Source organism: Gemmatimonadaceae bacterium (assembly GCA_020852815.1).
Taxonomy (GTDB): Bacteria; Gemmatimonadota; Gemmatimonadetes; order Gemmatimonadales; family Gemmatimonadaceae; genus SCN-70-22.
Map to the genome: position 1 here is coordinate 227,158 of JADZAN010000019.1, position 22,915 is coordinate 250,072.

Below are 22,915 nucleotides of genomic sequence, written 5' to 3' on the forward strand. Positions count from 1 at the left end.
TGACCCGATGGCGCGTTAGGCGACGGCCTTGCCGGCGACCGGTGCCTTGGCCGAGGCGATCTCGCTCGGGCGGCGATACAGCGACGTTGTCGCCCCCGGGACGCGCGCCAGCGACTCGGTGAGCCCCAGCGTGTTCTCCGTCCCGCCCAGCAGCACCGTCCCGCCGGGTGCAAGCATCCGTGCGATGCGGTCCAGCACGTCGCGCTTGGTGTCGGCGTCGAAGTAGATCAGCACGTTGCGCACGAAGACCACATCGAACGTCCCGAGCCCGGAGAACGGCTGCAGGAGGTTCTGTTCGCGGAAGCTGATGGTGCTCCGCAGCGCATCGGTGACCTGGAAGCCCGCCGGCACCTGCTTGAAGTACTTCATCAGCAGCTGCACGGGGAGCCCGCGTTGCACCTCGAACTGGTTGTAGATCCCTTCCTTCGCGCGGGCCAGCGTCGCCGCCGCGTAGTCGGTGGCCACGATCTCGACGCGCGTGGTCCCCAGCGTGGCCTTCATCTGGTCCATGATCATCGCGATCGAGTACGGCTCCTGCCCAGTGGAACAGGCGGCGCACCAGATGCGGATCGCGCGTCCCTGGGCGCGGGCGCGCGGGACGATCTCCGGGATCAGCTGCTTCTCCAGCGCCTGGAAGGGGGCGTTGTCGCGGAAGAAGAGCGTCTCGCCGGTGGTCATCGCATCGCAGACCGCCTTGACCATCTCGGCGGTGCTGCGCGTGCGCAGGGCCCCGACGAGTGCCGCCAGGTCGGCCAGCCCGAAGCGTGTTGCAACTGGCGGCAAGCGGCTCTCGAGGAGGTACTCCTTGCCTTCCCCGAGCGCCAGGCCGGAACCGCGCTTGAGCAGTTCGGCGAGGAATCGATAGTCGTCCGGCGCAATCATGCGGCCCCCACACAGCTGATCGAGGTGATCTTCCCGGCGATTTCCTTGAGGGGAAGGACATGCTGCGACAGGCCGGCGTGCACCACGGCACCCGGCATCCCCCACACCACCGACGTCGCCTCGTCCTGGGCAATCACGCGCCCACCCCGCTCCCGCACCGCCGCGCAGCCACGGCATCCATCGTCGCCCATCCCGGTGAGCACGACCGCGAGGGTGGCCGGCCCGTACACCGCGGCAATGGAGCGCAGCATGGGGTCGGCCGCGGGGCGGCAGTGGTTCTCGGGCGGCGTCTGTTCGAGCTTGAGCACCGGATGTCCCTCGATGGTGTGCACGAGCATGTGCCAGTCGCCAGGTGCAACGTAGGTATAGCCGGGCTTGACCGGCATCCCGTTGGTTGCCTCCAGGCAGGGACGCCCGGCGTCGCGCTGCAGTCGCTGCGCGAGCAGCGCGGTGAACACGGGCGGCATGTGCTGCGTGACGAGGATCGGGAGCGGGAAGTCCGCCGGGAGCCCGCCCAGCACGTCGGCCAGGGCGTTGGGGCCGCCGGTGCTCGCCGCGATCGCCACGACCTTCGGCGTCACGTCGCTCGCCGGGCCGCGCGCGGCGACGATGATCGAGGCGGCCGCCGGAGGCGCGGGGCGCGGCGCCGTGCGCAGCACCGGGTCGATGTTGGTCTTCTTCGCGCGCCCGATCGCCCGCACCTTGCTCACGATTTCGCGCGACACGCCGGCCAGCGCCGCCCCGCCCGCTCGCGCCGAGGGCTTCGAGATGTAGTCCGCCGCGCCAAGCGACAGCGCCTGCATGGTGATGGCCGCCCCCTGCTGCGTGAGCGAGCTGGCCATGATCACCCTAACCTTGGGATACATGTTCAGGATCAGCGGCAGCGCCGTGATCCCGTCCATCACCGGCATCTCCACGTCGAGCAACACGACGTCGACGTCCAGGTGCCGAAGGGCGTCCAGCGCCAGCTGCCCGTTAGGCGCCGTCGTCACGACGGTGATGTCGCCGGCATCCTCGAGAATGCGCCCGATGGCACCGCGCACCACCGCACTGTCGTCGACCAGCAGGACGCGAATGGGAGGGAGGTTCGCCATCAGGCGATTCCGCACGCCGCCAGCTTGCCGCCGATGATCTCGGCGTCAAATGGCTTCATGATGTATTCGTTGGCGCCAAGCCCGATGGCCTGCTGGATCTTCTCGAACGTGTTGTGCGTCGTGCACATGATCACCGGCGTGTCGGCATACACCGGGTTGGCCCGCAGCTCGCGCACGAACGTGAGCCCGTCCATCACGGGCATGTCGATGTCGCACAGCACGGCGTCGGGCTTGGCACCCTGGCAGGCGGCCAGCGCCTGCGCGCCATCCGGCGCCTCGCGCACGGCGTAGCCCATCGGTTCCAGGATGCGACGGATCGCCTTGCGAATGGCCAGTGAATCGTCGATGACGAGAATCTCTTTCATGTCCGCGTCGCTCTAGCGTCGGAGGAGGATCGCGGGTGCCGCGACGTTCGGCGCGGCCCGTACCCGGGAGTATCGGCCGCACCACCAGAAGCTGTTGTGAGGAATTCCTGCGCCGCGCATGGTGCAGCGCCGGACACGTCGCCGCGCGCGGACTCGGCCGCACTGCAGCTCGCGGCGCAGTTCGAGCTGCGGCTCGCGCTGCAGCTCGCGGCGCGGGTCGCTAGTTAGGCGACGCGGTGGAGGAACAGCGCGGCGACGTCACGCGCTCGGCGATGTGATGTGCCGCACGATCTTCGCCAACCTCGCGCGCCAGTGCGCGCAAGGCGCCGAATGCCAGGAGGGCGAGCCCCCCCTCCAGCGCCCCCACGAGCGCGAAGATCGTCCGGTACCCGCGCACGGGATCGTCCCCGCGCGTGAGGACGAGCAGGATGCCGCCAACCATCGGCCCCACAAGGAAGCCGAGGGAGCCGGCCACCTGGAAGGCACCGAACAGCCCCTCGCCGTGCCCGCGTCGCGCGAGGTCGGAGATGAGGAGGAGGTTGGGGGTGAACATCAGCGCCGACAGGACCCCCGAGGCGAGCATCGCCGCCGGGAGCCATCCTTGCGGCACCACGCCGTACGACGCGAAGACCACACCGAACAGCACGTTGCCCACCATCATGGGAACGAACCAGCCGATGCGATCGGCCAACCGCCCCGCCGGGTAGCACAGGAGGGCGAAGGGGAGCATGAAGAGCGCGATCAGCCCGCCACGCTGCGACGCGCTGAGTCCGTGGACCTGCGTCAGGAAGAGCGTGAAGGTCGAGACAAACACGCCGATGCTGAAGCGATCCATGAAGGCGTAGCCGAGCGGAATCCACGCCCGCAGACGTTCACGATCGAAGGCATAACGATGCGTGCGCGGCGACGCGGCCGGCACCGGGACCGCGGGAATGGCGAGCGAGACCACCGCCGCCACCACGAGGAGTGCGGCTCCCACCGTGTAGACCAGCCCCGTCCCCCGATCGACGAGCCAGCCACCGAAGGGAGAACCAATCGCCACGCCGATCATGAGCGCCGTGGCCAGCGCCCCCAGCGAGCCGCCGCGTTTCTCCCCCGACGTCCGGTTGGACGCCAGCATCAGGAGCGTGACCGCCGGAAGGTGCACCGCGCCGTCGAGCACGCGGAACGCAAAGAGCACGGGGAGCGACGGGGCGAGCCACATCCCCACGAAGGCCAACGCGTCGACCACGAGGGCGAGGGCGATCCACCGCCCCACCTCCGCGCGCCGACGCGCCAACCGCATCCCCAGCGGGACGGTGAACATCCCAGCCAGCATGTTCACCGTCATGAACGCATGCGCGTCGCTCGCCGAACCGCCATGGGCGGTCATGACCAGTTCGTGCAGTCCCGGGACGAGGAGCGTCACCGGAACCAGCGTGAAGAACATTGCGAGGGCGATCGCCGCGCGAGTGCGCATAGATCAGAAAGCTCGCATCTTTCTCAGGAACTCCGCAACCGCCGCATTGAGCTTCTCCGATTCCGACGAGAGCTGCCCCGAGGCGACCTTGATGTTCTCTGCGGTATGTCCGCTCTCGATGGCGACCTGCGTCACGTTGGCGATGTTGTAGCTCACGTCGGCAGTCCCGCGCGCCGCCTCGCTCACGTTCCGCGAGATCTCGCCCGTCGCCGCGTTCTGCTCCTCGACCGCGCCCGCGATGGTCGTCGAGATCTCGTTGATCTTGTCGATGACGCCGGCAATCTCCCGAATGGCGGTGACGGCCAGCCCGGTGTCGGCCTGCACGCCGGCGATCTTGTTGCCGATCTCCTCGGTGGCCTTCGCGGTCTGCCGCGCCAGCTCCTTCACCTCGTTGGCGACGACCGCGAAGCCCTTCCCTGCCTCGCCCGCGCGCGCCGCCTCGATGGTGGCGTTGAGCGCGAGGAGGTTGGTCTGCTGCGCGATCGAGGTGATGACCTTCACCACCTGGCCAATCTCCTGGCTCGACTGCCCCAGCTTGGCCATCGTGTCCGAGGTCACGGCCGCCTGCTTCACGGCGGTCTGCGAGATCAATGACGCTTCCTGCACGCGCGCCGCAATCTCGCGGATGCTCGCCGTGAGTTCCTCCGACGACGCGGCCACGGTCTGCACGTTACGCGTCGCTTCCTCTGACGCGGCGGCAACCGCCTGTGCCTGGCGCGTGGTCTCTTCCGACGACGCCGCCATCCCCTGCGCGCTCGCCTCGAGCTCGGTGGCCGAAGAGCTGACGACGCTCACGACGGTCTGCACGTTGCGCTCGAAGTCATCGGCCATCTGCACGCGGTCGGTGATGACCGCCCAGGTGACCATGGCGCCGATGTACTTGCGATCCTTGTCGTAGATCGCGACCACGTTGAGGTCGAGCGTCTCGGGGCCGAGCTTGATCTTGGCGCGATGCGGGAGGTTCTTGTCCGAGGCCAGCATCCGGCGCTGGTGCGACGGGTCCTTGTGGAAGATGTCGATCTTCTGCCCCAGCACCTTGTCGGCCGGGATCGGGAGGTACGCCTGCAGCGCCTGCAGCGTGCGGATCGACGCCGGGTTGACGTAGGTCAGCGTGAGGTCGAGGTCCGTGAGCATCACGTTGATGTTCACGTTGTCCATCATGTTCTGCAGGCGCTGCGCCTCGCTCTGGGCGCGCTCACGCTCGGTGACGTCTTCCCAGTTCACGATGAAGCCGGCGACCGCTTCCTTGTTCCAGATGGCGCTGACGCAGAGGTCCAGCTTGCGGCTGCCGACCGTGATCACACGGCGATACGGGAGGTTGCGCGCGTTGGTGAGCAGCTGACGGACGCGTCCCTTGAGTTCGCCCACGTGGAAGCGGTCAATCGAGCCGCCGAGCATCTGGTCCTCGCGCAGGCCGAACAGCGCGACCGTCACGTCCTCCATCCCCTTCATCGTCTCGTGCGACTTCTTGTTCATCCACACGAGGTCGAAGTTCGTGTCGGCGACAAAGATGTTTGTCCCCACGCCCTCGAGCGCGGAATACAGCAGCGCCGGGTTGGAGGTGAGCGGCGAGGTGCCGCGGGCCGCGGCGGCCGGCGCCTCGCCCTCGCCCTCGACCTCGACCGACTCGGCACCGGCGATCGCAAAGCTCGCGACCGCCTGGTAGGCATCGCCCCACGCCTTCTGCAGCGGCTTGCTCCACAGCGGCCCGGCCACCGTGGCCAGCGCGGCCAGCAGCGCATCGCCAACCGCCGGGTAGTGCGCGGCCTTGGCGCCGTAGGCCACGTGGCGTGCGCCTAACGCGGTGGCCACTTCCTCGAGGCGCTCCGGCTTGTCGGCGTTGGCCACGACCACGCTGATGGCCTGGAGCAGCTTCTTGCGCTGCTCGGACATGTCGACGTGGGCAAAGAGCGGCTTCACCTCGGGGTACCGCTCGAAGAGGATGCGGTAGAAGGTGCGGGCCAGGAGGTCGGCGCGCGGCTTGAGCGCGTCGAACGAATCACGGAGCAACTTGACGCTGGAAGACACCCGGGCGGGCTTGACTCGCGGCATGGTTCTGTTCCTGTGTGGAGAGGTATTACGCTGCGGCGAGCTCGAGACGCAGCAGGGCGTGGACGTGGACAACGACAAGCAGGCCGCGTTCGCGGCGGACGATACCGGCGCACGCCTGGCGCCACGTCGGTTCGAGGGTGGGCGGCGGTGGTTCCACCGCCGTCGCTTCGACCGAGAGCACGTCGCCCACTTCATCGACGAGGAGCGAGAACAGCTCCCCCTCGTGGCGGACCACGACGTTCGTCGGCGCGTGATCGGGGTCGCGCGGCGGGAGCCCGAGCCGCGTGCGCAGCTCGACCGCGGTGACGATCTGGCCGCGCAGGTTGAGGAAGCCCGCCACCTCGATCGGCGTGCGCGGGACGCGCGCGATGCGCTGGGCCAGCAGCACTTCCTGCACGAGGAGGACGGGGATGCCCAGCCACTGGTTGGCGAGGCGGAACGTGACGTACTCGATGGCCGCCGCTCCCGTCTCGCGGGCGTTGGTGCTGACGGTGCTCATGCAGTTGCCTCCACGCGCGTGGCGTAGCGCGCCAGCGCACTGAGCACGGCGTCGCGGTCGAATTTCACGAGGAACTCGTTGAAGCCGCAGGCGCGCGCGTGCTCCCGGTCGGCGGGGGTGCTGCGCCCGGTGAGGGCAATGAGCGGCATGTGCGACCATCCCGGGTTGGCGCGCACGGCGCGCGCGAAGGCGTAGCCGTCCACCGTCGGCATGTCGATGTCGCTCACCACGAGGTCGAAGCGATCGCCCCGCTCCAGGCGGTCGAGCGCATCGCGTCCGTCGTTGGCGGTGCTGACCTTGTAGCCCGCGCCGCGCAGGACGGGGGCAATCAGGTTGAGGAAGAAGCGCGAGTCATCGACCAGCAGGACGCTGGTGTCCTCGCGTTGCAGCTGTGCGGCCGGGGCAAACCAGTCGCCGAACGCCTGGCGCAGGAAATAGTTGGTGTCGATGATCTCCGTCGCCTTCCCCGAAATCACGCAGACACCCAGCACGCCCGCTCGGTGCGCGCCGGGCTCCACGGCCAGGCGCGCACTCACGATGTCGCGGATCTCGTCCACCGCCAGCCCCATCGAGTGCCCGTTGTCGGTGAAGACGATCACCGGGCGCGGGGTGCGGGCGCGCAGGTTCATCGCCGGGTGCGCCGCGAGGAGCGGGAGCAGCGCGTCGCGATACTGCACGAGCGCCCGCCCGTCTGCTTCCTCGATGTTGTCGGCGGGGATCTCCTCCAGCCGCGCCACCAGCGAGAGCGGCACCGCCTGCACCGTGCTTCCGCCCGCGTCGAACAGGAGGACGCTCTCGGTCGCCGCTTCGTCGTCGCTCCCCTCGGTCGCCGCGGCCATCGCCCCCTGCTCGGCGTGCGCCACCGCCAGGGCCTCGTTGGCAATCCCCGTGGTGTCGAGGATCATGATCACGCGCCCGTCGCCCAGAATCGTGCACCCCGCATACACCGGGATGTGCTTCACCAGGCGCCCGACCGGCTTCACGACGATCTCCTGCGTGTCGAACACCTCGCTCACGACCAGCCCGAACGGCGTGTCGCCCACCTGGCAGACGACGATGTTGTACTCGTCAGGCAGCTCGGTGACCTGCAACGCCAGGCGCTCGCTCAGGCACACCAGCGGCAAGAGCGTGTCGCGCAGGCGGAAGAAGCGCGCCCCCTGCACCGTCTCGATGCGGTGGCGCACTTCGTCGCTCACCCGCACCAGCTCGACGACGCCGATCTGCGGAATGGCGAACACATCGTCCGCTGCGCCCACGAGCAGCGCCGAGATGATGGCGAGCGTGAGCGGGATCTTGATGCGGACTGTCGTCCCGCGTCCCTCGCGCGACGACAGCTCCACCGTGCCGCCGATCTTCTCGATGTTGCTGCGCACCACGTCCATCCCCACGCCGCGCCCCGACACATTCGTGATCTTCTCGGCCGTGGAGAAGCCGGGCTCGAAGATGAAGCGGAAGACCTGCGCCTCGCTCAACGTCGCGGCGACATCGGCCGGCACGAGCCCGCGCTCGACCGCCTTGCGGCGCACCTTGTCGACGCCGATTCCTGCGCCGTCGTCGGTGATCTCGAGGATGACGTGCCCCCCTTCGTGGTACGCGTTGAGGCGGATTGTCCCCTGCTCCGGCTTGCCGGCGGCGCGACGCACGTCCGGCATCTCGATGCCGTGGTCGCCCGAGTTGCGCACCATGTGCGTGAGCGGATCCTGGATGGCCTGCAGGATCTGCCGGTCGAGTTCCGTCTCGGCGCCGTGCATTTCCAGCGCGATCTGCTTGCCGCTGGCGAGCGCGAGGTCGCGCACGAGGCGCGGCAGCTTGGTCCACGCTCCACCGATGGCCTGCATGCGCGTGCGCATCACCGCTTCCTGCAGGTCAGTGGTCACGCGATTGAGGTGCTGCACCGGCGCGGCGTAGACGGAGTCGTCGTTCACCGCCGAGATCTGGATGAGCTGATTGCGCGCGAGCACGAGCTCGCCCACGAGGTTCATCAGCTTGTCGAGCAGCGTCACGTTGACGCGCAGCGTGCTGTCGGCGATGGAGCCGCGCCCTTCGGCCGATGCGCCCCCTTCGCTGGCGGCATTGGCGGGCGCTGGTGCCGCTGCGGCGGGGGCGGGCGCGGATGTCGCGGCGCTTGCGGCTTCCGGCGCCGGCGCCGGAACTGCCGGCGCCGCGGGCGTTGCGGCTGCGGCCGACTTGGCCGCGCCCGTGCTGGCCACCAGTCCGGGGGCGCCGGCCGCGAGGGCATCGCGATGCACCGCCATCACCTCGCCGGTGTCGAAGAACTCGAACGTGCCGCGCGTCCCGCCTTGCAGCTCGGGCGGTTCCGGCGCTTCGGCCGCGGCGATTTCCACCTGGCCGCCGCTGCGCGCGGACTCGCGCGAGCTGTTGTCGGCCATCATCGCGCGCACCGCCATGGGCGTGGGCGAGGCCACCGTGCTCCCGGCGGGATTGGTCGCGATATCGAGCCACGCCTGCAACGAACCAATCAGCGCGCCGTCGTCCCCTTCCGGCTCCACCTCGTCGCGCTCCAGTTCCCCCTGGATCGCCTTGATGGTGTCCACGGAGCGGAGGATGTCACTGATCATCGCCGGAACGACCATCAGGCGCGCCTCACGGACCGCCCCCAGTACGCTTTCGGTGACGTGAGCCAGCGCCTCGAGGCGCGGAAGCCCGATGAAGCCGCACGTGCCCTTGATCGTGTGAATCGTGCGGAAGATGCTGTGCACGAGTGTGAGATCGTGCGGGCGGACCTCGAGCTCGATCAGGTCCTGATCGAGCTTCTGCAGGTTCTCGGCGCTCTCCGTGAGGAAATCGCGCAGCAGGTCATCCATCGGCGCGTGGGCGTAGGGGATTCGGTATCGCCCTGTCGGGGGGACTATCGACAGGAGCCTACGCTTAATCATCGGTTCACTAGGCCAAACCTTTAGATGAGTGCACCGTAGGGCGCGCCCATGGCCGGCCCGTCCCATGGCCGCCGCGCGCACCGCCCCCATGCAACTCGGGCGTGCGCATGGAGTTGCACACGACCCTCGCTGCGCGGCGAGGCGCCCCATGTGCCAAGGCGGTACCTTTCCCGCGCCGCCGTGCATCGGTACGCGGTGGCCGCTGCCCCGTTCCGTGGAGTGTGCATGCCCTCGACTCGCCGCTCGATCGTCCCGCGCCCAGCACCCCGGCACGCATCCCCGCATTGGTCGGGAGCCCTCGCCTTCCTCGCCGCCGCATCGCTCGCGCCCCTGGCGCCAGCGCGGGCACACGCGCAGGCGACGACGTCGGCGCGACCCGCCGCGGCGGCACAACGCGCCTCGAGCCGCGACGTCATTCCCAGCGACCCGGCGGTGCGCATCGGGCGGCTGCCTAACGGCTTCCGCTACTACATCCGCCGCAACGCCAAGCCGGCGCAGCGACTCGAGCTTCGCCTCGTCGTGAACGCCGGGTCGGTTCTCGAGGACAACGACCAGCGGGGGCTCGCGCATTTCACCGAGCACATGCTCTTCAATGGAACGCGCCGCTTCCGGAAGCACGACATCGTCTCGTACCTCGAGTCGATCGGCGTGCGCTTCGGTGCCGACCTCAATGCCTCGACGTCGTTCGACGAGACGCTCTACATCCTCCCCGTTCCCACCGACAAGCCGGGACTGGTGGAGAAGTCGTTCGACATCCTGGAGGACTGGGCGCAGGGGGCGCTCTTCGACTCCACCGAAGTCCTGAACGAGCGCGGCGTGGTGCTCGAGGAGTGGCGCGGAGGGCTCGGCGCCGCGCAGCGCATCACCGACAAGGAGTTCCCGGTCATCTTCCGCGGTTCTCGTTATGCAGAGCGGCTCCCCATCGGCCTTCCCGAGGTGATCCAGGGGGCCACGCCGTCTCCCATCCGTCGCTTCTATACGGATTGGTACCGCCCGGACAACATGGCGGTCGTCGCGGTGGGCGACGTGGATCCGTCGCGCCTCGAGGCGCTCGTGCGCCGGCACTTTGCCGCGCTCAAGCGACCGGCGCGCCTGCGCCCCCGCCCCACCATCGGCGTCCCCGACAACGACTCGACGCTCGTCAGCATCGTCACCGACCCGGAACAGCAATCGGCGCAGGTGTCCGTCCTCTTCAAGCACCCGCCGGCGCCGCAGCGCACCGTTGGCGACTACCGGCGTTCGCTCGTGGGTGAGCTGTACAACTACATGCTGAACCAGCGCCTGACGGAGATCTCGCGTCGCCCCGACGCGCCCTTTGCCTTCGCCGGCTCGGCCTACGGCCGCTTCGTGCGCTCCACCGACGTCTACCAGCTCTCGGCAGCTGCAAAGGATGGGGGCCTCCTCCCGGCGCTGTCGGCCGTCCTGCTGGAAGCGCGCCGCGTGGGTCGGCACGGCTTCCTCCCCTCGGAGCTGGCGCGGGCGCGGAGCGCCTTGCTCCGTTCCTACGAGAGCGCGCACGCCGAGCGCGACAAGACCGAGTCGGGGAACTACGTCGACGAGTATGTGGAGCAGTTCCTCACCGCCACCCCCGCCCCCGGCATTGCCTGGGAATACCGGCAGGTGCAACGCCTCCTCCCCGGCGTCGCGGTGGACGAGGTGAACGCCCTCGCCCGGCGGTGGATCAGCGACCACAATCGCGTGGTCACCATCGCCGCTCCGGCCCGCGACAGCGCCACCGTCCCCAGCGAGCGCGCCGTCCTGGCCACCTTCCGCGCCGCCGACACCACCACGGTCACCCCTTGGGCCGAGACCGTCTCCGACGCCCCGCTCGTCGCCACGACACCCACGCCGGGGCGCATCGTGGCCGAGTCCACCTGGACCGATCTGGGGGCCACCGTCTGGCGCCTCTCCAACGGCGTCCGCGTCCTCCTCAAGCCCACGACGTTCAAGGCCGACGAGGTCATGTTCCGCGCCTTCAGCCCCGGCGGTTCGAGCCTGGTGAGCGACGCCGACTATCCGTCGGCGATGCTCGCCACCACCATTGCCGAGCGCGGAGGGCTCGCCGACTTCTCCGCCATAGAACTCGGCAAGAAGCTCACGGGAAAGCAGGCGCGCGCCAGCACCTTCATCGATGGCCTGAGCGAAGGACTGGTGGGCGGCGGCTCGTCAAAGGACCTGGAGACGATATTCCAGCTCGCCTACCTCCGCTTCACCGCCCCTCGCCGCGACTCCGCCGCCTTTGCCGCGTTCAAGGCGCAGGTGTCACCGTTCCTTGCCAACCGCGCCAACTCCCCCGAGGCGGTCTTCTCCGACACCGTGCTCGTCACGATGTCGAGTGCCCACCCTCGCGCGCGCCCGGTGGACCGCGCGCTGTTCGACAGCGTCTCGTTTGCTCGCGCCTTCGAGATCTATCGAGAGCGCTTCGCCGACGCATCGGACTTCACCTTTGTCTTCACCGGGAGCTTCACGCTGGAGCGCATGCGCCCGCTGGTCGAGCGGTGGCTCGCCTCGCTGCCAGCGCAGGGGCACGTGGAGCGCTGGCGCGACGTGGGGGTGCGTGCACCTGACGGCGTGGTGGAGAAGACGGTGCGCAAGGGGGTCGAGCCCAAGGCATCCACGCTCGTCATCTTTCATGGCCCCGCCACCTTCGCGCCGGAAACGCGTTATGCACTCCGCGCGCTGAGCGAATACCTCGAGATGCGCCTCCTCGAGAACCTGCGCGAGGCGCTCGGCGGGACCTACTCGGTGGGGGTGGACGCCCAGGTCACGCGACTCCCGCGTGCCGAGTTCTCGCTCAGCATCCAGTACGGCTCGGCGCCGGCGCGAGCCGATTCGCTCTTCTCCACCGTGCGCGCGGTGATCGATTCGGTGAAGGCCGGGTCCATCGCCGAGGGCGACGTGCAGAAGATCCGGCAGCAGCAGCAACGCACCCTGGAGGTCAACCTGCAGGAGAACTCCTACTGGCTGGCCAACCTGTCGGCGCGCCTGGAAAACGAGGAGGATCCGCGCGGGCTCCTGCGGTACGACCAGTTCATCAAGGGTCTCACGGCGGGGCAGCTGCAGGAGGCGGCGCGGCGGTATCTCGACGTGGGGCGCTACGCGCGCTTCGTGTTGCTTCCGGCGGCGCCGCCCACGCCCTGATCGCGAGCCCGAGAGGGTGAGCGAAGGGTCGACGTCGGGGGAGCGCTGTCAGTGCAATCTCGGACGAGGGGAGCTGCTCGCGGGTTGACGAAATACTTCATTCTACATGCTCGATTCGGGGCCAGCCGTGGCCAGGCACGGATCGCCAAGTCGAAGCGCGGGCTTGTGATGCGATCCGAGGGGCGCCGCGGATCCCGTTTTCGGACGGCGTCGAACGATGTCCGGGATTCCCTCACCTCCGGGCGGCCCACCCCCGACGACAGGAAACACCGAGGTTACCGAGATTCTGCGCACGCCAAGCGGTCCGCGTATGTCGTACTATATGCGGATTCGGTAATACAGTTCGACCCATTGCCCTCGTCGAGGTCTGCATGAGCGAATCCCGGAGCGCCCCAGCCGGAGCGGCGGCAGCCGCCAGGCTCGAGTCGTTCAGCTACGATGATGACATCGTACGCAAGTTCCTGTTCGTGACGATCCTGTGGGGATTCGTCGGGATGCTGGTCGGGGTGCTGATCGCCATCCAGATGGCGCTCCCCGAGCTGAATTTCGCGCCATTCCTCACCTTCGGCCGACTGCGCCCGCTGCACACCAACGCGGTCATCTTCGCGTTCGCGGGGAATGCCATCTTCACGGGGGTCTACTACTCCACGCAGCGCCTGACCAAGGCGCGCATGTTCTCCGACGGATTGTCGCGCGCGCACTTCTGGGGCTGGCAGCTGATCATTGTCGCCGCCGCCCTCACGCTGCCGCTTGGCTACACGCAGGCCAAGGAGTACGCCGAGCTCGAATGGCCGATCGACATCATGATCGCCGTCGTGTGGGTGATCTTCGCCATCAACTTCATCGGGACGCTGATCAAGCGCCGTGAGCGGCACCTGTATGTCGCGCTCTGGTTCTACATCGCGTCGATCATCACCGTGGCGGTGCTGCACATCTTCAACAACCTGTCGATGCCGGCGGGTCCGCTGAAGAGCTACAGCATCTATGCCGGCGTGCAGGATGCCTTCATGCAGTGGTGGTATGGCCACAACGCGGTGGCCTTCTTCCTCACCACGCCGTTCCTGGGAATGATGTACTACTTCATGCCCAAGGCGGCCGAGGGACCGGTCTTCAGCTACAAGCTCTCGATCCTGCACTTCTGGACGCTGGTCTTCATGTACATCTGGGCCGGCCCGCACCACCTCCACTACTCCTCGCTCCCCGAGTGGGCGTCGACGCTGGGGATGATCTTCTCGGTCATGCTGTGGGCCCCGAGCTGGGGCGGCATGATCAACGGCCTGCTCACGCTGCGCGGCGGGTGGCACAAGGTCGCGGACGACCCGATCCTCAAGTTCATGGTCCTCGCGATCACGGGCTACGGGATGTCGACGTTCGAGGGCCCCATGCTCTCCGTGAAGGCCGTCAACTCGCTCTCGCACTACACCGACTGGACCATCGCCCACGTGCACTCGGGGGCGCTGACGTGGAACGGCTTCTTCACGTTCGGCATGATCTACTGGCTCGCGCCGCGCCTCTTCCAGACGGAGCTGTACAGCAAGAAGCTGATGAACACGCACTTCTGGATCGCGACCGTCGGCATCGTGCTCTATATCGTCTCGATCTACTCGGCGGGCGTCACGCAGGGGTTGATGTGGCGTGCCTTCGACGAGACGGGGCGCCTGCAGTATCCCGACTTCGTCGAGACCGTCGCCCGCCTGATTCCGATGTACTGGGTCCGCGTGGTTGGTGGGACGTTGTATCTGGTGGGCGTCGTGATGTTCGCTTACAACATCATGAAGACGTGGGCCAAGCGCCCGGCGGCGTACCAGGTGCCGGTCATCCAGGCTGCCGCGCTTCCCAAGGCGTACTCGCCTGAGCCGCTGCGCCCGGGGGCCAACGTCCCGACGACGGCGTTCGGCCGCTTCATGAGCCTGTCGTTCCACCGCGCGTGGGAGCGCGCGCCGATCCTCTTTACGGTGCTCACGCTCATCGCGGTGGCCATCGCCTCGCTGTTCGAGATCATCCCGACGTTCCTCATCAAGTCGAACGTCCCGACGATCGCCTCGGTCAAGCCGTACACGCCGCTCGAACTGGCGGGGCGCGACATCTACATCCGCGAAGGGTGCTTCAACTGTCACTCGCAGATGATTCGCCCGTTGCGCTTCGAGACGGAGCGCTATGGCGAGTACTCCAAGCCGGGTGAGGCGGTCTACGAGCATCCGTTCCTCTGGGGCTCGCGCCGCATCGGGCCGGACCTCGCGCGCGAGGGAGGGCTCAAGAGCAACCTGTGGCACCTGCGTCACTTCCAGAACCCGCGTGAAGTGAACGCCAAGTCGATCATGCCGGCGTACACGCACATCGTCGAGAACGACATGGACTTCGACGTGATCCAGAAGCGTGTCGACGCCATGGCGATGCTCGGCGTGCCGTACGGTGACGCCGTCAACAAGGCGCCCGAGATGGCGCGTGCCCAGGCGCAACAGATCGCGGCCGACCTCAAGGCGACCGGTGGCGGCGATGGCTTCGAGACCAAGGAAGTGACGGCGCTCATCGCGTACCTGCAGCGACTCGGGCGCGACATCCAGACGCCCACGGTAGCGCGTGGCAGTGCCGGTTCACCCAACACCGTGGCAACCGCTCCGGCCAGCGCTCCGAGCGTGGCGCCGGGCGGAGGGCATCCATGAGCCTGACCGAGCTGATGAGCGGGGCCAATCTGGACGGGTACGCCCAGGTCTCGCTCCTCCTCTTCCTCGTGGCCTTCGGCTTCGTGCTGTGGCGGGTCTTCTCGCCCCGCTACAGCGCGACGTACCGGAAGGCCGCTCAAATGCCACTCGACGACGAGACTCCCCAAACGCCGCGCAACCGCGGAGAGTGACCATGGCCGCCCCACAAAGCAACGACAGCAACCTGATCGAGCACCAGTACGACGGGATCCAGGAGTACGACAACCCGCTCCCGCGGTGGTGGGTCTACCTGTTCTATGCCACCATCGTCTTCTCGATCCTGTACTGGTTCAACGTGCCGGGCATCGGGATCGGCAAGGGACGCATTGCCAACTACGAGGCCGATGTGGCCGCGTGGAAGGCGGCGCACCCCGAGCCGGAGAGCGGGGCGTCGCCCGAGCAGCTGGCGGCGCTTGCCTCGGACCAGACGGCGATCGCCACCGGGAAGCAGGTCTACACCACGAACTGCGCCTCCTGCCATCGCCCCGACGCGGGCGGCATGATCGGGCCGAACCTCACGGACGACTTCTGGATCCACGGCGCCACGCTGGCCGACATTCACAAGACGATCGTTGACGGGGTGCTGGCCAAGGGGATGCCGACCTGGGGCAAGCTCCTGAAGCCTGACCAGATCAACGCCGTCACGGTCTACGTGGCCTCGCTCAAGGGGACCAACCCGCCCAACCCGAAGGCGCCCGAAGGGCAGCCGGCGGGCGCCGCACAAGTCACCGACTCGACGGTGAAGCTAGATTCTGCAGCAGTACCCAAGTAACGACGGTCGTTCTCTCATAGTAGGAGCAGGTCCGCAGTGGGGTCTACCAGCGCACCACGAGCTCAAGGTCGGGTCCTCCCGACCATGAACGAAGACGGATCCCGCCGCTGGATCCGACCCAAGCCCTCCGACGGCGCGTGGCTCACGCGCCGTCGGATCGTTGCGTATGTGCTCATGGCGGTCTACATCGTCATCCCGCACATCACGATCAACGGCAAGCCCGCCATGTGGCTGAACGCGATGCGCCGGGAGTTCACCTTCTTCGGCTTCACGTTCCTCGCCACCGACACGTTCCTCTTCATGCTGCTGCTGGGGACACTCGTCCTCACCATCTTCACCTTCACCGCCCTGTTTGGGCGCGTGTGGTGCGGGTGGGGATGCCCCCAGACCGTCTGGATGGAGTTCCTCTTCCGTCCCATCGAGCGGGCGATCGAAGGGGGGCGCTCGGGGTCGTTGCGCATCGACCAGTCGGGGCGGCTCCTGCACCCGCGGCGCCTGCTGAAGTACGCGGTGTACTTCGTCATCTCGCTGATCCTGGCGCACACCTTCCTGGCGTATTTCGTGGGGGTGGACGCGCTCAAGGTCTGGGTCACGCGCTCGCCGGTGGAGCATCCGTCGTCGTTCATGATCATGGCGGTCACGACGGTGCTCGTCTTCCTGGACTTCGCCTACTTCCGCGAGCAGACGTGCACGATTGCCTGTCCGTACGGACGCTGGCAGTCGGTCCTGCTCGACACGTCGTCGCTCATCGTCGCCTACGACTACGGGCGCGGCGAACCGCGCATGAAGGGAACCAAGGCGCGCGCCGCCACCCTGGGTGACTGCATCGACTGCAACGCCTGCGTCGCCACCTGTCCCACCGGCATCGACATCCGCGACGGCCTGCAGATGGAGTGCATCCACTGCACGCAGTGCGCCGATGCCTGCGACGCCATCATGACGTCGATCGGCAAGCCCAAGGGACTCATCCGCTACACCTCGCGCGAGGTCCTGGCCGGCTCCACGCGTCACCTCCTGCGCCCGCGCACGGTGATCTACCCCGTCGCGCTCGCCTTTGTCTTCGGCACGCTCGTCTACTCGATCGACAACAAGCCGAAAGCCGACATCACGCTCCTGCGCTCCATCGATCGCCCGTTCACCGAGGAAGCCGATGGGCGCATTGCCAACCAGGTGCGCCTGCGCATTGCCAACCGCAGCGACGAGGACCGTCGCTACACGCTCACCGTGTCCGGGGCGGATGAGGGGCAGGTCGTGATTCCGATGAACCCCTTCCCTGTCCCCATCGGCAAGACGGAAACGGTGTCGATGTTCATCCTCCTCCCGCGCCAAGCCTTTGCGGCTGGCGACCGCATGATCACCATCACGGTCTCCGACGGGAAGCAGTTCACCGGCGAGTACCCCTATCGCCTGCTGGGGCCGCGCGCCGGCTCCACGGGGGCGAACGCCGCGCACGACAGCAGTGCCAACGCCGCCGCGTCCAGCGATACGGCGAGCGAGTCCCATGGCGCCAGGGAGAAGCGATGAAGCGCGGATTGCAGTGGCCCATCGGGATCGCCGCCGTGCTCCTCCTTTCGGCGGGGAGCAACATCTGGGTCGCCCTGGTCGCCAGCCGCGACGAGTCGTTCGCGGTGGAACCCGACTACTACCAGAAGGCGGTCCACTTCGATGACGAGATGGCGCTTCGCTCTCAGAGCGAGCGCCTGCGCTGGCACGTTGCGCCCACGCTCGACCTGGGGTCGCCCGGGAAGGCGGGCGCCGTGACCGCGACCGTCACCGATTCGACGGGGGCGCCGATTCGCGGCGCCACGGTGCAGCTGCTGGCGATGCACAACGCCCGCGCCTCGCGCCAGCTCGCGGTGACGCTCGCCGAGTCGGGGGACGGCGTCTATCGCGCCCCGCTGGACGCCGAACGCCCGGGCGAGTGGGAGCTTCGCTTCACCGTGTCGCGCGGCAGCGATCGCTTTGCCGTCCGTGAGCGCGTGGACGCCGCCCCGCCGGCGGTTCGTTAGGCGGTCCCGGTGTCACCCACCCTGGCCCTCGGCGTCCTGACCGCCTCCCTGCTGGGAAGCGTGCACTGCGCCGGGATGTGCGGAAGCTTTGTCTGCTTCTACGCGGCGGGCAGCGCCGGCGGCGCGCCGCGCGCCACCATGGCGCCGCGCGCCACCATGGCGTCGCACGCGGCGTACAATGCGGGGCGCCTGGTCTCGTACCTGGCGCTGGGGCTCGTGGCCGGCTTCCTCGGGCGCGGGCTGGACCACGTCGGCTCGCTGATGGGGCTGTCGCGCGGGGCGGCGGTGGTTGCCGGCTCGCTGATGATTGGCTGGGGGCTGTCCACGCTCCTCGCCGCGCGCGGCGTGCGGCTCCCGCGCCTGGAGGGACTCCCGATCGGGCGCAACCCGTTAGGCGGACTGCTGGCACGCGTGCGCGGGCGCTCGGCGGCGGCGCGCGCGCTCGCCACCGGGCTGCTCACCACGCTCCTGCCCTGCGGGTGGCTCTATGCCTTCGTCTTCACCGCGGCTGGCACCGGGAGTGTCCCGGCTGCGCTGGGGACGATGGTGATCTTCTGGGCGGGGACGCTCCCCGTGATGCTGGGGGTGGGGCTCGGCGCGCAGCGGCTCACGGGGGCCTTCCGCGCGCGACTGCCGCTGGTCACGGCGGCGGCGGTGGTGGTGATGGGCATCCTCTCCATCGCCGGCAAGATGCGCATTGCCCCCGCCGTGCTCGACGCACGCGCCCGTCAGGTGCACGCCGCCGGCGCACCGGCGAACGGAGCGCCGACCGTGCCGCATGGGCACCAGCACTAGCCCGAGCGCCCTGGCGCACGTTGGCGCCGTGCGTGTCGAACAGGTGGCCTGCTCGCACTGCGGCCTCCCGGTCCCCGAGGGCTTCCTCGAGCAGGGGAGCGCGACGCAGTTCTGCTGCGCGGGATGCCGAACCGCCTTCGCCATCCTGCGCGACCACGGGCTCGACCAGTACTACGCCTTTGCCGATCGCCGCACCTCGCCCGTGCGTGCCACCGGGCGCACGTACGAGGAGTTCGACCACGAGGCCTTCAGCACGCTGTACGTCACGCGCACGGCCGAGGGGTTGGCGCGCGTCGAGCTTTTCCTCGAGGGCGTCCATTGCGCGTCGTGCGTCTGGCTGGTCGAGCGCGTCCCGTTGCTCCTGCCGGGGGTGGCGCGCGCCGAGTTGAACATTGCTCGCTCGCTGGCCGCCATCGAGTGGGACGATGGCAGCGTGAAACTCTCGGCGGTGGCGCGGGCGCTCGAGTCGCTGGGCTATCCCCCGCATCCGTACCTGGGGGTGCGGCGCGACGAGGTGCGCCGCCGCGAGGACCGCACGGCGATCCAGCGCATCGGCGTGGCCGGCGCCATCGCGGTGAACGTGATGCTGGCCGCCATCGCGATGTATGCGGGCTGGCTCTCCAACGGCATGGAGTCGCAGTACGAACAGTTCTTTCGCTGGGTCTCGCTGGGGCTCACGATCCCGGCGATCGTCTTTCCCGGTCGCGTCTTCTTTGCCGGGGCATGGGCGGCGCTGCGCACGCGAGCGTTGCACCTGGACCTCCCCATCGCCATCGCCCTGAGCGCGGGGGTGGTGCGCGGGACCATCAACACCATCACCGACAGTGGCCCCGTCTACTTCGACGGGGTAACGGTCCTCATCTTCCTGCTCCTCGTGGGGCGCTACCTGCAGCAGCGTGGGCAACGCGCCGCCACGGACGCGTCGGAGCTGCTGTACTCGCTCACGCCGCAGGGGGCACGCGTGGTGGACGAAGCCGGCGCCGTGCGCGAGCTCCCGGCCGCCGCGCTCCTCCCGGGGATGATCCTCGACGTCCGCGCCGGCGACACGATTGCGGCTGACGGCGTGGTGACCGAGGGACGCTCGGCGGTGAACCTCTCGCTCCTCACCGGCGAGTCGCGCCCGGTGACGGTGGAGCCGGGGGCGGCGGTGTGGGCGGGGACGCTCAACATCTCTGCCCCGGTGCGGGTGCGCATTGACCGCGCCGGCGAGGAGAGCCGGGTGGCCAAGCTCCTGCGGCAGGTGGAGGAGAGCACGCGCCGGCGCGCCCCGGTCGTGGTGCTGGCCAACCGGATGGCGGGGTGGTTCGTCGCGGTCGTCCTCGTCCTCGCCGTGATCACCTACCTCGTCGGTGCGCGCCACGATCCCTCGGCGGCACTCGACAACGCGATCGCCCTCCTTGTGGTCACTTGCCCCTGCGCGCTGGCGATGGCAACACCGCTGGCCGTCACGGTCGCCACCGGGCGTGCCGCGCGGCGCGGACTCTTCATCAAGGGGGGCGATGCCATCGAGGCGCTCTCCCGCCCCGGCATCCTCCTCCTCGACAAGACCGGGACGATCACCGAGGCGCGCGTTTCGCTCGTGCGCTGGGACGGTCCGGAGTGGGTCAAGCCGCTCGTCCTGGCGCTGGAACAGGAATCGACACACCCGCTGGCCGACGGTTTCCGCCGCGCCTTCGCCGAGTTTGTCCCGGCCCCCGCGGTGGAATCGAGCACGCACGTGACCGGCGGAGGGATCGTTGGTCGCGTCGATGGCCACGACGTCGTTGTGGGCTCCCCATCGTTTGTCTCGAGCCGGGCACGCGTGGACACGGCGGCCACGGACGCTCACGCGCCCGACGATTCGCTCTCCCCGGTTTGGGTTGCGGTGGACGGTGCGCTGGTCGCCCGCGCCTTCCTGGGCGACCCGGTCCGTGCCGATGCGAAGGCGAGCATCCAGGCGCTGCGCGCCGCCGGCTGGTCGGTGCGCATCCTCTCGGGCGACGCACCATCGGTGGTGCGCGCGGTGGGGCGTGCGCTCGGCCTCACGCCCGAAGAGTGCCAGGGTGGCGCCACACCAGAGGAGAAGTTGCGCGTCGTCGAGTCGTTCAAGGGGACGCACCGCGTGGTGATGGTGGGCGATGGCGTCAACGACGCGGCGGCGATTGCCGCGGCCACCGTCGGGATCGGAGTGCACGGGGGCGCCGAGGCGTCGCTCGCCACGGCCGACATTTTTCTGACCACGCCGGGGCTGGCCCCGCTCGTGGAGCTGATGCAGGGTGCTGAGCGCACGATGAGGGTGATTCGGCGCAACATCGCTTTCTCGCTGGCGTACAACGTGGTGGGCGCCTGGCTTGCCATTGCCGGGTTGATCAACCCCGTGGCGGCAGCGATCATGATGCCGCTCAGTTCGCTCACCGTGGTGCTCGGCTCATGGTACGGCAGTACCTTCGAGCGCACGCCGATTTCCCCGAACGCGGCGGCACCAGCGACTGCGGCAGCCGTTGCCAGCGCCAGCTAGCACGACATACCCACAGCCAAACCAGCGTGAGCATCCTCTACCTCGTCCTTCCGCTCGCCCTCGTGATCGTGGGCGCAGCGGTCGTCGCCTTCTCGTGGGCGGCGCGCCGGGGGCAGTTCGACGATCTGGAGACGCCGGCGCTGCGCATGCTGCACGACGACGACGACCGCGCCGGCACGTCGCGCCCCGCGCCGCCCACCGGGGACTCGACGCCCTGAGTGCCGCTGCCGCCGGTTAGCGACGAAACGGAGCGCCCCCCGCGCATCACGGCGCGGGGGGCGCTTGTTCAAGGAGCGTCGGCGCCGTGCGGGAGGCCCCGACAGCTGCAACCTGCCTAACTCGTCGTGCGACCTGCCGTTCGCTGGAGTCCGGCCGCCACGCGTTGCACCTCGTCCAGGACGCGGAGCAGGTTGCCGCTCCAGAGCTTCCCGATCTGCTCCTCGGTGTAGCCGCGCCTCACGAGTTCGAGCGTCACGTTGAACGTCTCGGTGGCATCGTTCCATCCATCCACACCGCCGCCGCCGTCGAAGTCGGAGCTGATCCCCACATGGTCGATCCCGATCAGCTTGACCGCGTAGTCGACGTGATTGACGAAGTCCTTCACGGTGGCCTTTGGCGGCGCCGGGTACTTCTGGTTGAGCTCCGCGAGCCGGCGCTGGAACTCGCTGCGCTTGTCGGCTGGCAGCTGCTGCATCGCCCCCGGTCCAACGCCCCCCGCCCCGCCCGGCCCGCCGCCCGCGAGACCGAACTCGGCGCGCAACGCCTGGATCGCCTTCACCCGCTCCGGCGAGTCGGGGGGACGGATCTTCACGTAGCCGTCGAAGGCGACGAGCTGCGCCACGCCGCCGTTCTTCGCCAGCGCCTTGAGCTGTTCGTCGTCCAGGTTGCGGGAGTGGTCGGCAAGCGCACGCACGCCGGAGTGCGAGGCGATGATCGGGGCCTTGGAGAGAGCGAGCGTCCGCATCATCGACTGCTTGGATGGATGCGAGATGTCGAGCATGATCCCCACCCGGTTGGCCTCGGCGATCACCTGTTCACCCAGTGGCGAGACCCCGTTCCACTGCCACTTGCCGTCCCGCTCTCCCGTGTTGGAGTCGGAGAGCTGCGAGTGCCCGTTGTGCGCCATCGACAGGTAGCGGGCGCCGAGGTCGTAGAACTGCTTCACGCGCGTGACGTCGGTCCCGATGGGATAGCCGTTCTCGACGCCGATCAGGATCGCCTTCTTCCCCTGTGCGCTGGCGCGCCGCACGTCGCTCCCGGTGAGGGCGAGCGCCGCCTGGTCGGGGGCGATGGAGTCGACGAGGCGATGGATGGCGCGGAACTTCTCCATCGCCTGGGCATAGGCGCGGTCGTACGCCTCGGGGGTGAACTGCGGCGACTGTCCCACGTAGACGATGAGGAAAGCGGCGTCGAGCCCTCCCTCGCGCATCTTGGGCAGGTTGACCTGCGTGTTGAGGCGGTCCTTGTAGTTGGGGGCGTCGAGCCGGAAGTTGGCCGGGTTGATGTCGACGTGCGTATCGAGCGTGATGACGCGCTCGTGGATGCCGCGCGCCTTGGCCACGAGGTCGCCCTCGCTGAGAGGCGCCGGCGTCTGCGCCGTGGCGCAGCCTAACGCGGCGAGGGCCAGCGCCGCGGCCGCGGCGGGTGGCAGGGAGGCGCGGCGCAGGCGCCGCGAGCGGGGGGCCCCCCCCAACAACAACATCACGCGCCGCATCGCAATCGTCCTCATCGTTTCCTCTCGCCTTGGATCA

At 68.6% G+C, this 22,915-nt stretch carries 17 protein-coding genes; 9 read left to right on the forward strand and 8 right to left on the reverse strand.

The window, feature by feature from the left end; genetic code table 11:
• Positions 1–15: 15 nt before the first annotated feature.
• The 7 genes from IT359_11870 to IT359_11900 form a co-directional block, all read right to left on the reverse strand.
• Positions 16–882, reverse strand: coding sequence for a protein-glutamate O-methyltransferase CheR (locus tag IT359_11870; GenBank protein MCC6929679.1), 867 nt, complete (start codon positions 880–882; stop codon positions 16–18).
• Positions 879–1,976 (reverse strand): chemotaxis response regulator protein-glutamate methylesterase, encoded by a 1,098-nt coding sequence (locus IT359_11875; protein MCC6929680.1) that lies wholly within the window; start codon positions 1,974–1,976, stop codon positions 879–881. Before IT359_11875 ends, IT359_11870 begins: the two co-directional genes overlap by 4 nt.
• A complete protein-coding gene (locus IT359_11880) occupies positions 1,976–2,341 on the reverse strand; it encodes a response regulator (protein MCC6929681.1) in 366 nt (121 codons plus the stop codon). The genes IT359_11875 and IT359_11880 overlap by 1 nt, the downstream gene beginning before the upstream one ends.
• A 220-nt stretch (positions 2,342–2,561) precedes the next feature.
• Positions 2,562–3,800, reverse strand: a complete 1,239-nt coding sequence (locus tag IT359_11885; GenBank protein ID MCC6929682.1) for an MFS transporter — start codon at positions 3,798–3,800, stop codon at positions 2,562–2,564.
• 3 nt (positions 3,801–3,803) lie between these two features.
• Entirely contained in the window at positions 3,804–5,810 is a 2,007-nt protein-coding gene (locus tag IT359_11890) for a hypothetical protein (protein ID MCC6929683.1), read from the reverse strand.
• 67 nt (positions 5,811–5,877) lie between these two features.
• Positions 5,878–6,351 (reverse strand): chemotaxis protein CheW, encoded by a 474-nt coding sequence (locus IT359_11895; GenBank protein MCC6929684.1) that lies wholly within the window; start codon positions 6,349–6,351, stop codon positions 5,878–5,880.
• Positions 6,348–9,176, reverse strand: a complete 2,829-nt coding sequence (locus IT359_11900; protein MCC6929685.1) for a chemotaxis protein CheW — start codon at positions 9,174–9,176, stop codon at positions 6,348–6,350. The genes IT359_11895 and IT359_11900 overlap by 4 nt, the downstream gene beginning before the upstream one ends.
• Positions 9,177–9,473: 297 nt before the next feature.
• Here IT359_11900 and IT359_11905 point away from each other — a divergent pair, with 297 nt between their 5' ends.
• The 9 genes from IT359_11905 to ccoS all read left to right on the forward strand — a co-directional run bounded on the left by IT359_11905 (position 9,474) and on the right by ccoS (position 21,382).
• Positions 9,474–12,389: an insulinase family protein gene (locus tag IT359_11905; GenBank protein ID MCC6929686.1), complete on the forward strand. Its 2,916-nt coding sequence runs from the start codon at positions 9,474–9,476 to the stop codon at positions 12,387–12,389.
• Positions 12,390–12,760: 371 nt separating this feature from the next.
• Positions 12,761–15,052 carry a cytochrome-c oxidase, cbb3-type subunit I gene (gene ccoN / locus IT359_11910; GenBank protein ID MCC6929687.1) on the forward strand — a complete coding sequence of 764 codons (2,292 nt, stop codon included), beginning with the start codon at positions 12,761–12,763 and terminating at the stop codon, positions 15,050–15,052.
• Entirely contained in the window at positions 15,049–15,243 is a 195-nt protein-coding gene (locus IT359_11915) for a cbb3-type cytochrome c oxidase subunit 3 (protein ID MCC6929688.1), read from the forward strand. The genes ccoN and IT359_11915 overlap by 4 nt, the downstream gene beginning before the upstream one ends.
• Positions 15,244–15,245: 2 nt before the next feature.
• The gene (locus IT359_11920; GenBank protein ID MCC6929689.1) at positions 15,246–15,863 is read left to right on the forward strand and encodes a c-type cytochrome; all 618 of its coding nucleotides are present in this window, start codon (positions 15,246–15,248) and stop codon (positions 15,861–15,863) included.
• Between the two features lie 84 nt (positions 15,864–15,947).
• Positions 15,948–17,387, forward strand: coding sequence for a cytochrome c oxidase accessory protein CcoG (gene ccoG, locus IT359_11925; protein MCC6929690.1), 1,440 nt, complete (start codon positions 15,948–15,950; stop codon positions 17,385–17,387).
• Positions 17,384–17,872, forward strand: a complete 489-nt coding sequence (locus tag IT359_11930) for a FixH family protein (protein MCC6929691.1) — start codon at positions 17,384–17,386, stop codon at positions 17,870–17,872. The genes ccoG and IT359_11930 overlap by 4 nt, the downstream gene beginning before the upstream one ends.
• 9 nt (positions 17,873–17,881) lie before the next feature.
• Complete coding sequence (locus tag IT359_11935; GenBank protein ID MCC6929692.1) at positions 17,882–18,667, forward strand: sulfite exporter TauE/SafE family protein; 786 nt, start codon at positions 17,882–17,884, stop codon at positions 18,665–18,667.
• On the forward strand, positions 18,651–21,164 hold the full coding sequence (gene cadA / locus IT359_11940; GenBank protein MCC6929693.1) for a cadmium-translocating P-type ATPase: 2,514 nt from the start codon (positions 18,651–18,653) through the stop codon (positions 21,162–21,164). Before IT359_11935 ends, cadA begins: the two co-directional genes overlap by 17 nt.
• A gap of 26 nt (positions 21,165–21,190) precedes the next feature.
• Entirely contained in the window at positions 21,191–21,382 is a 192-nt protein-coding gene (gene ccoS, locus IT359_11945; GenBank protein ID MCC6929694.1) for a cbb3-type cytochrome oxidase assembly protein CcoS, read from the forward strand.
• Positions 21,383–21,498: 116 nt separating this feature from the next.
• On the opposite strand, the gene IT359_11950 is transcribed toward ccoS, so the two are convergent.
• Complete coding sequence (locus tag IT359_11950) at positions 21,499–22,893, reverse strand: dipeptidase (protein MCC6929695.1); 1,395 nt, start codon at positions 22,891–22,893, stop codon at positions 21,499–21,501.
• Positions 22,894–22,915 lie beyond the last annotated feature (22 nt).

What these genes read in the sequence shown, in the direction of transcription:
- ccoN (MCC6929687.1), top strand. Translation starts at nt 12,761, where the DNA reads ATGAGCGAATCCCGGAGCGCCCCAGCCGGAGCGGCGGCAGCCGCCAGG.
- IT359_11905 (MCC6929686.1), top strand. Translation starts at nt 9,474, where the DNA reads ATGCCCTCGACTCGCCGCTCGATCGTCCCGCGCCCAGCACCCCGGCAC.
- IT359_11950 (MCC6929695.1), bottom strand. Translation starts at nt 22,893, where the DNA reads ATGAGGACGATTGCGATGCGGCGCGTGATGTTGTTGTTGGGGGGGGCC.
- IT359_11930 (MCC6929691.1), top strand. Translation starts at nt 17,384, where the DNA reads ATGAAGCGCGGATTGCAGTGGCCCATCGGGATCGCCGCCGTGCTCCTC.
- IT359_11880 (MCC6929681.1), bottom strand. Translation starts at nt 2,341, where the DNA reads ATGAAAGAGATTCTCGTCATCGACGATTCACTGGCCATTCGCAAGGCG.
- IT359_11915 (MCC6929688.1), top strand. Translation starts at nt 15,049, where the DNA reads ATGAGCCTGACCGAGCTGATGAGCGGGGCCAATCTGGACGGGTACGCC.
- IT359_11895 (MCC6929684.1), bottom strand. Translation starts at nt 6,351, where the DNA reads ATGAGCACCGTCAGCACCAACGCCCGCGAGACGGGAGCGGCGGCCATC.
- cadA (MCC6929693.1), top strand. Translation starts at nt 18,651, where the DNA reads ATGGGCACCAGCACTAGCCCGAGCGCCCTGGCGCACGTTGGCGCCGTG.
- IT359_11875 (MCC6929680.1), bottom strand. Translation starts at nt 1,976, where the DNA reads ATGGCGAACCTCCCTCCCATTCGCGTCCTGCTGGTCGACGACAGTGCG.
- ccoG (MCC6929690.1), top strand. Translation starts at nt 15,948, where the DNA reads ATGAACGAAGACGGATCCCGCCGCTGGATCCGACCCAAGCCCTCCGAC.
- IT359_11870 (MCC6929679.1), bottom strand. Translation starts at nt 882, where the DNA reads ATGATTGCGCCGGACGACTATCGATTCCTCGCCGAACTGCTCAAGCGC.
- IT359_11900 (MCC6929685.1), bottom strand. Translation starts at nt 9,176, where the DNA reads ATGGATGACCTGCTGCGCGATTTCCTCACGGAGAGCGCCGAGAACCTG.
- IT359_11885 (MCC6929682.1), bottom strand. Translation starts at nt 3,800, where the DNA reads ATGCGCACTCGCGCGGCGATCGCCCTCGCAATGTTCTTCACGCTGGTT.
- IT359_11920 (MCC6929689.1), top strand. Translation starts at nt 15,246, where the DNA reads ATGGCCGCCCCACAAAGCAACGACAGCAACCTGATCGAGCACCAGTAC.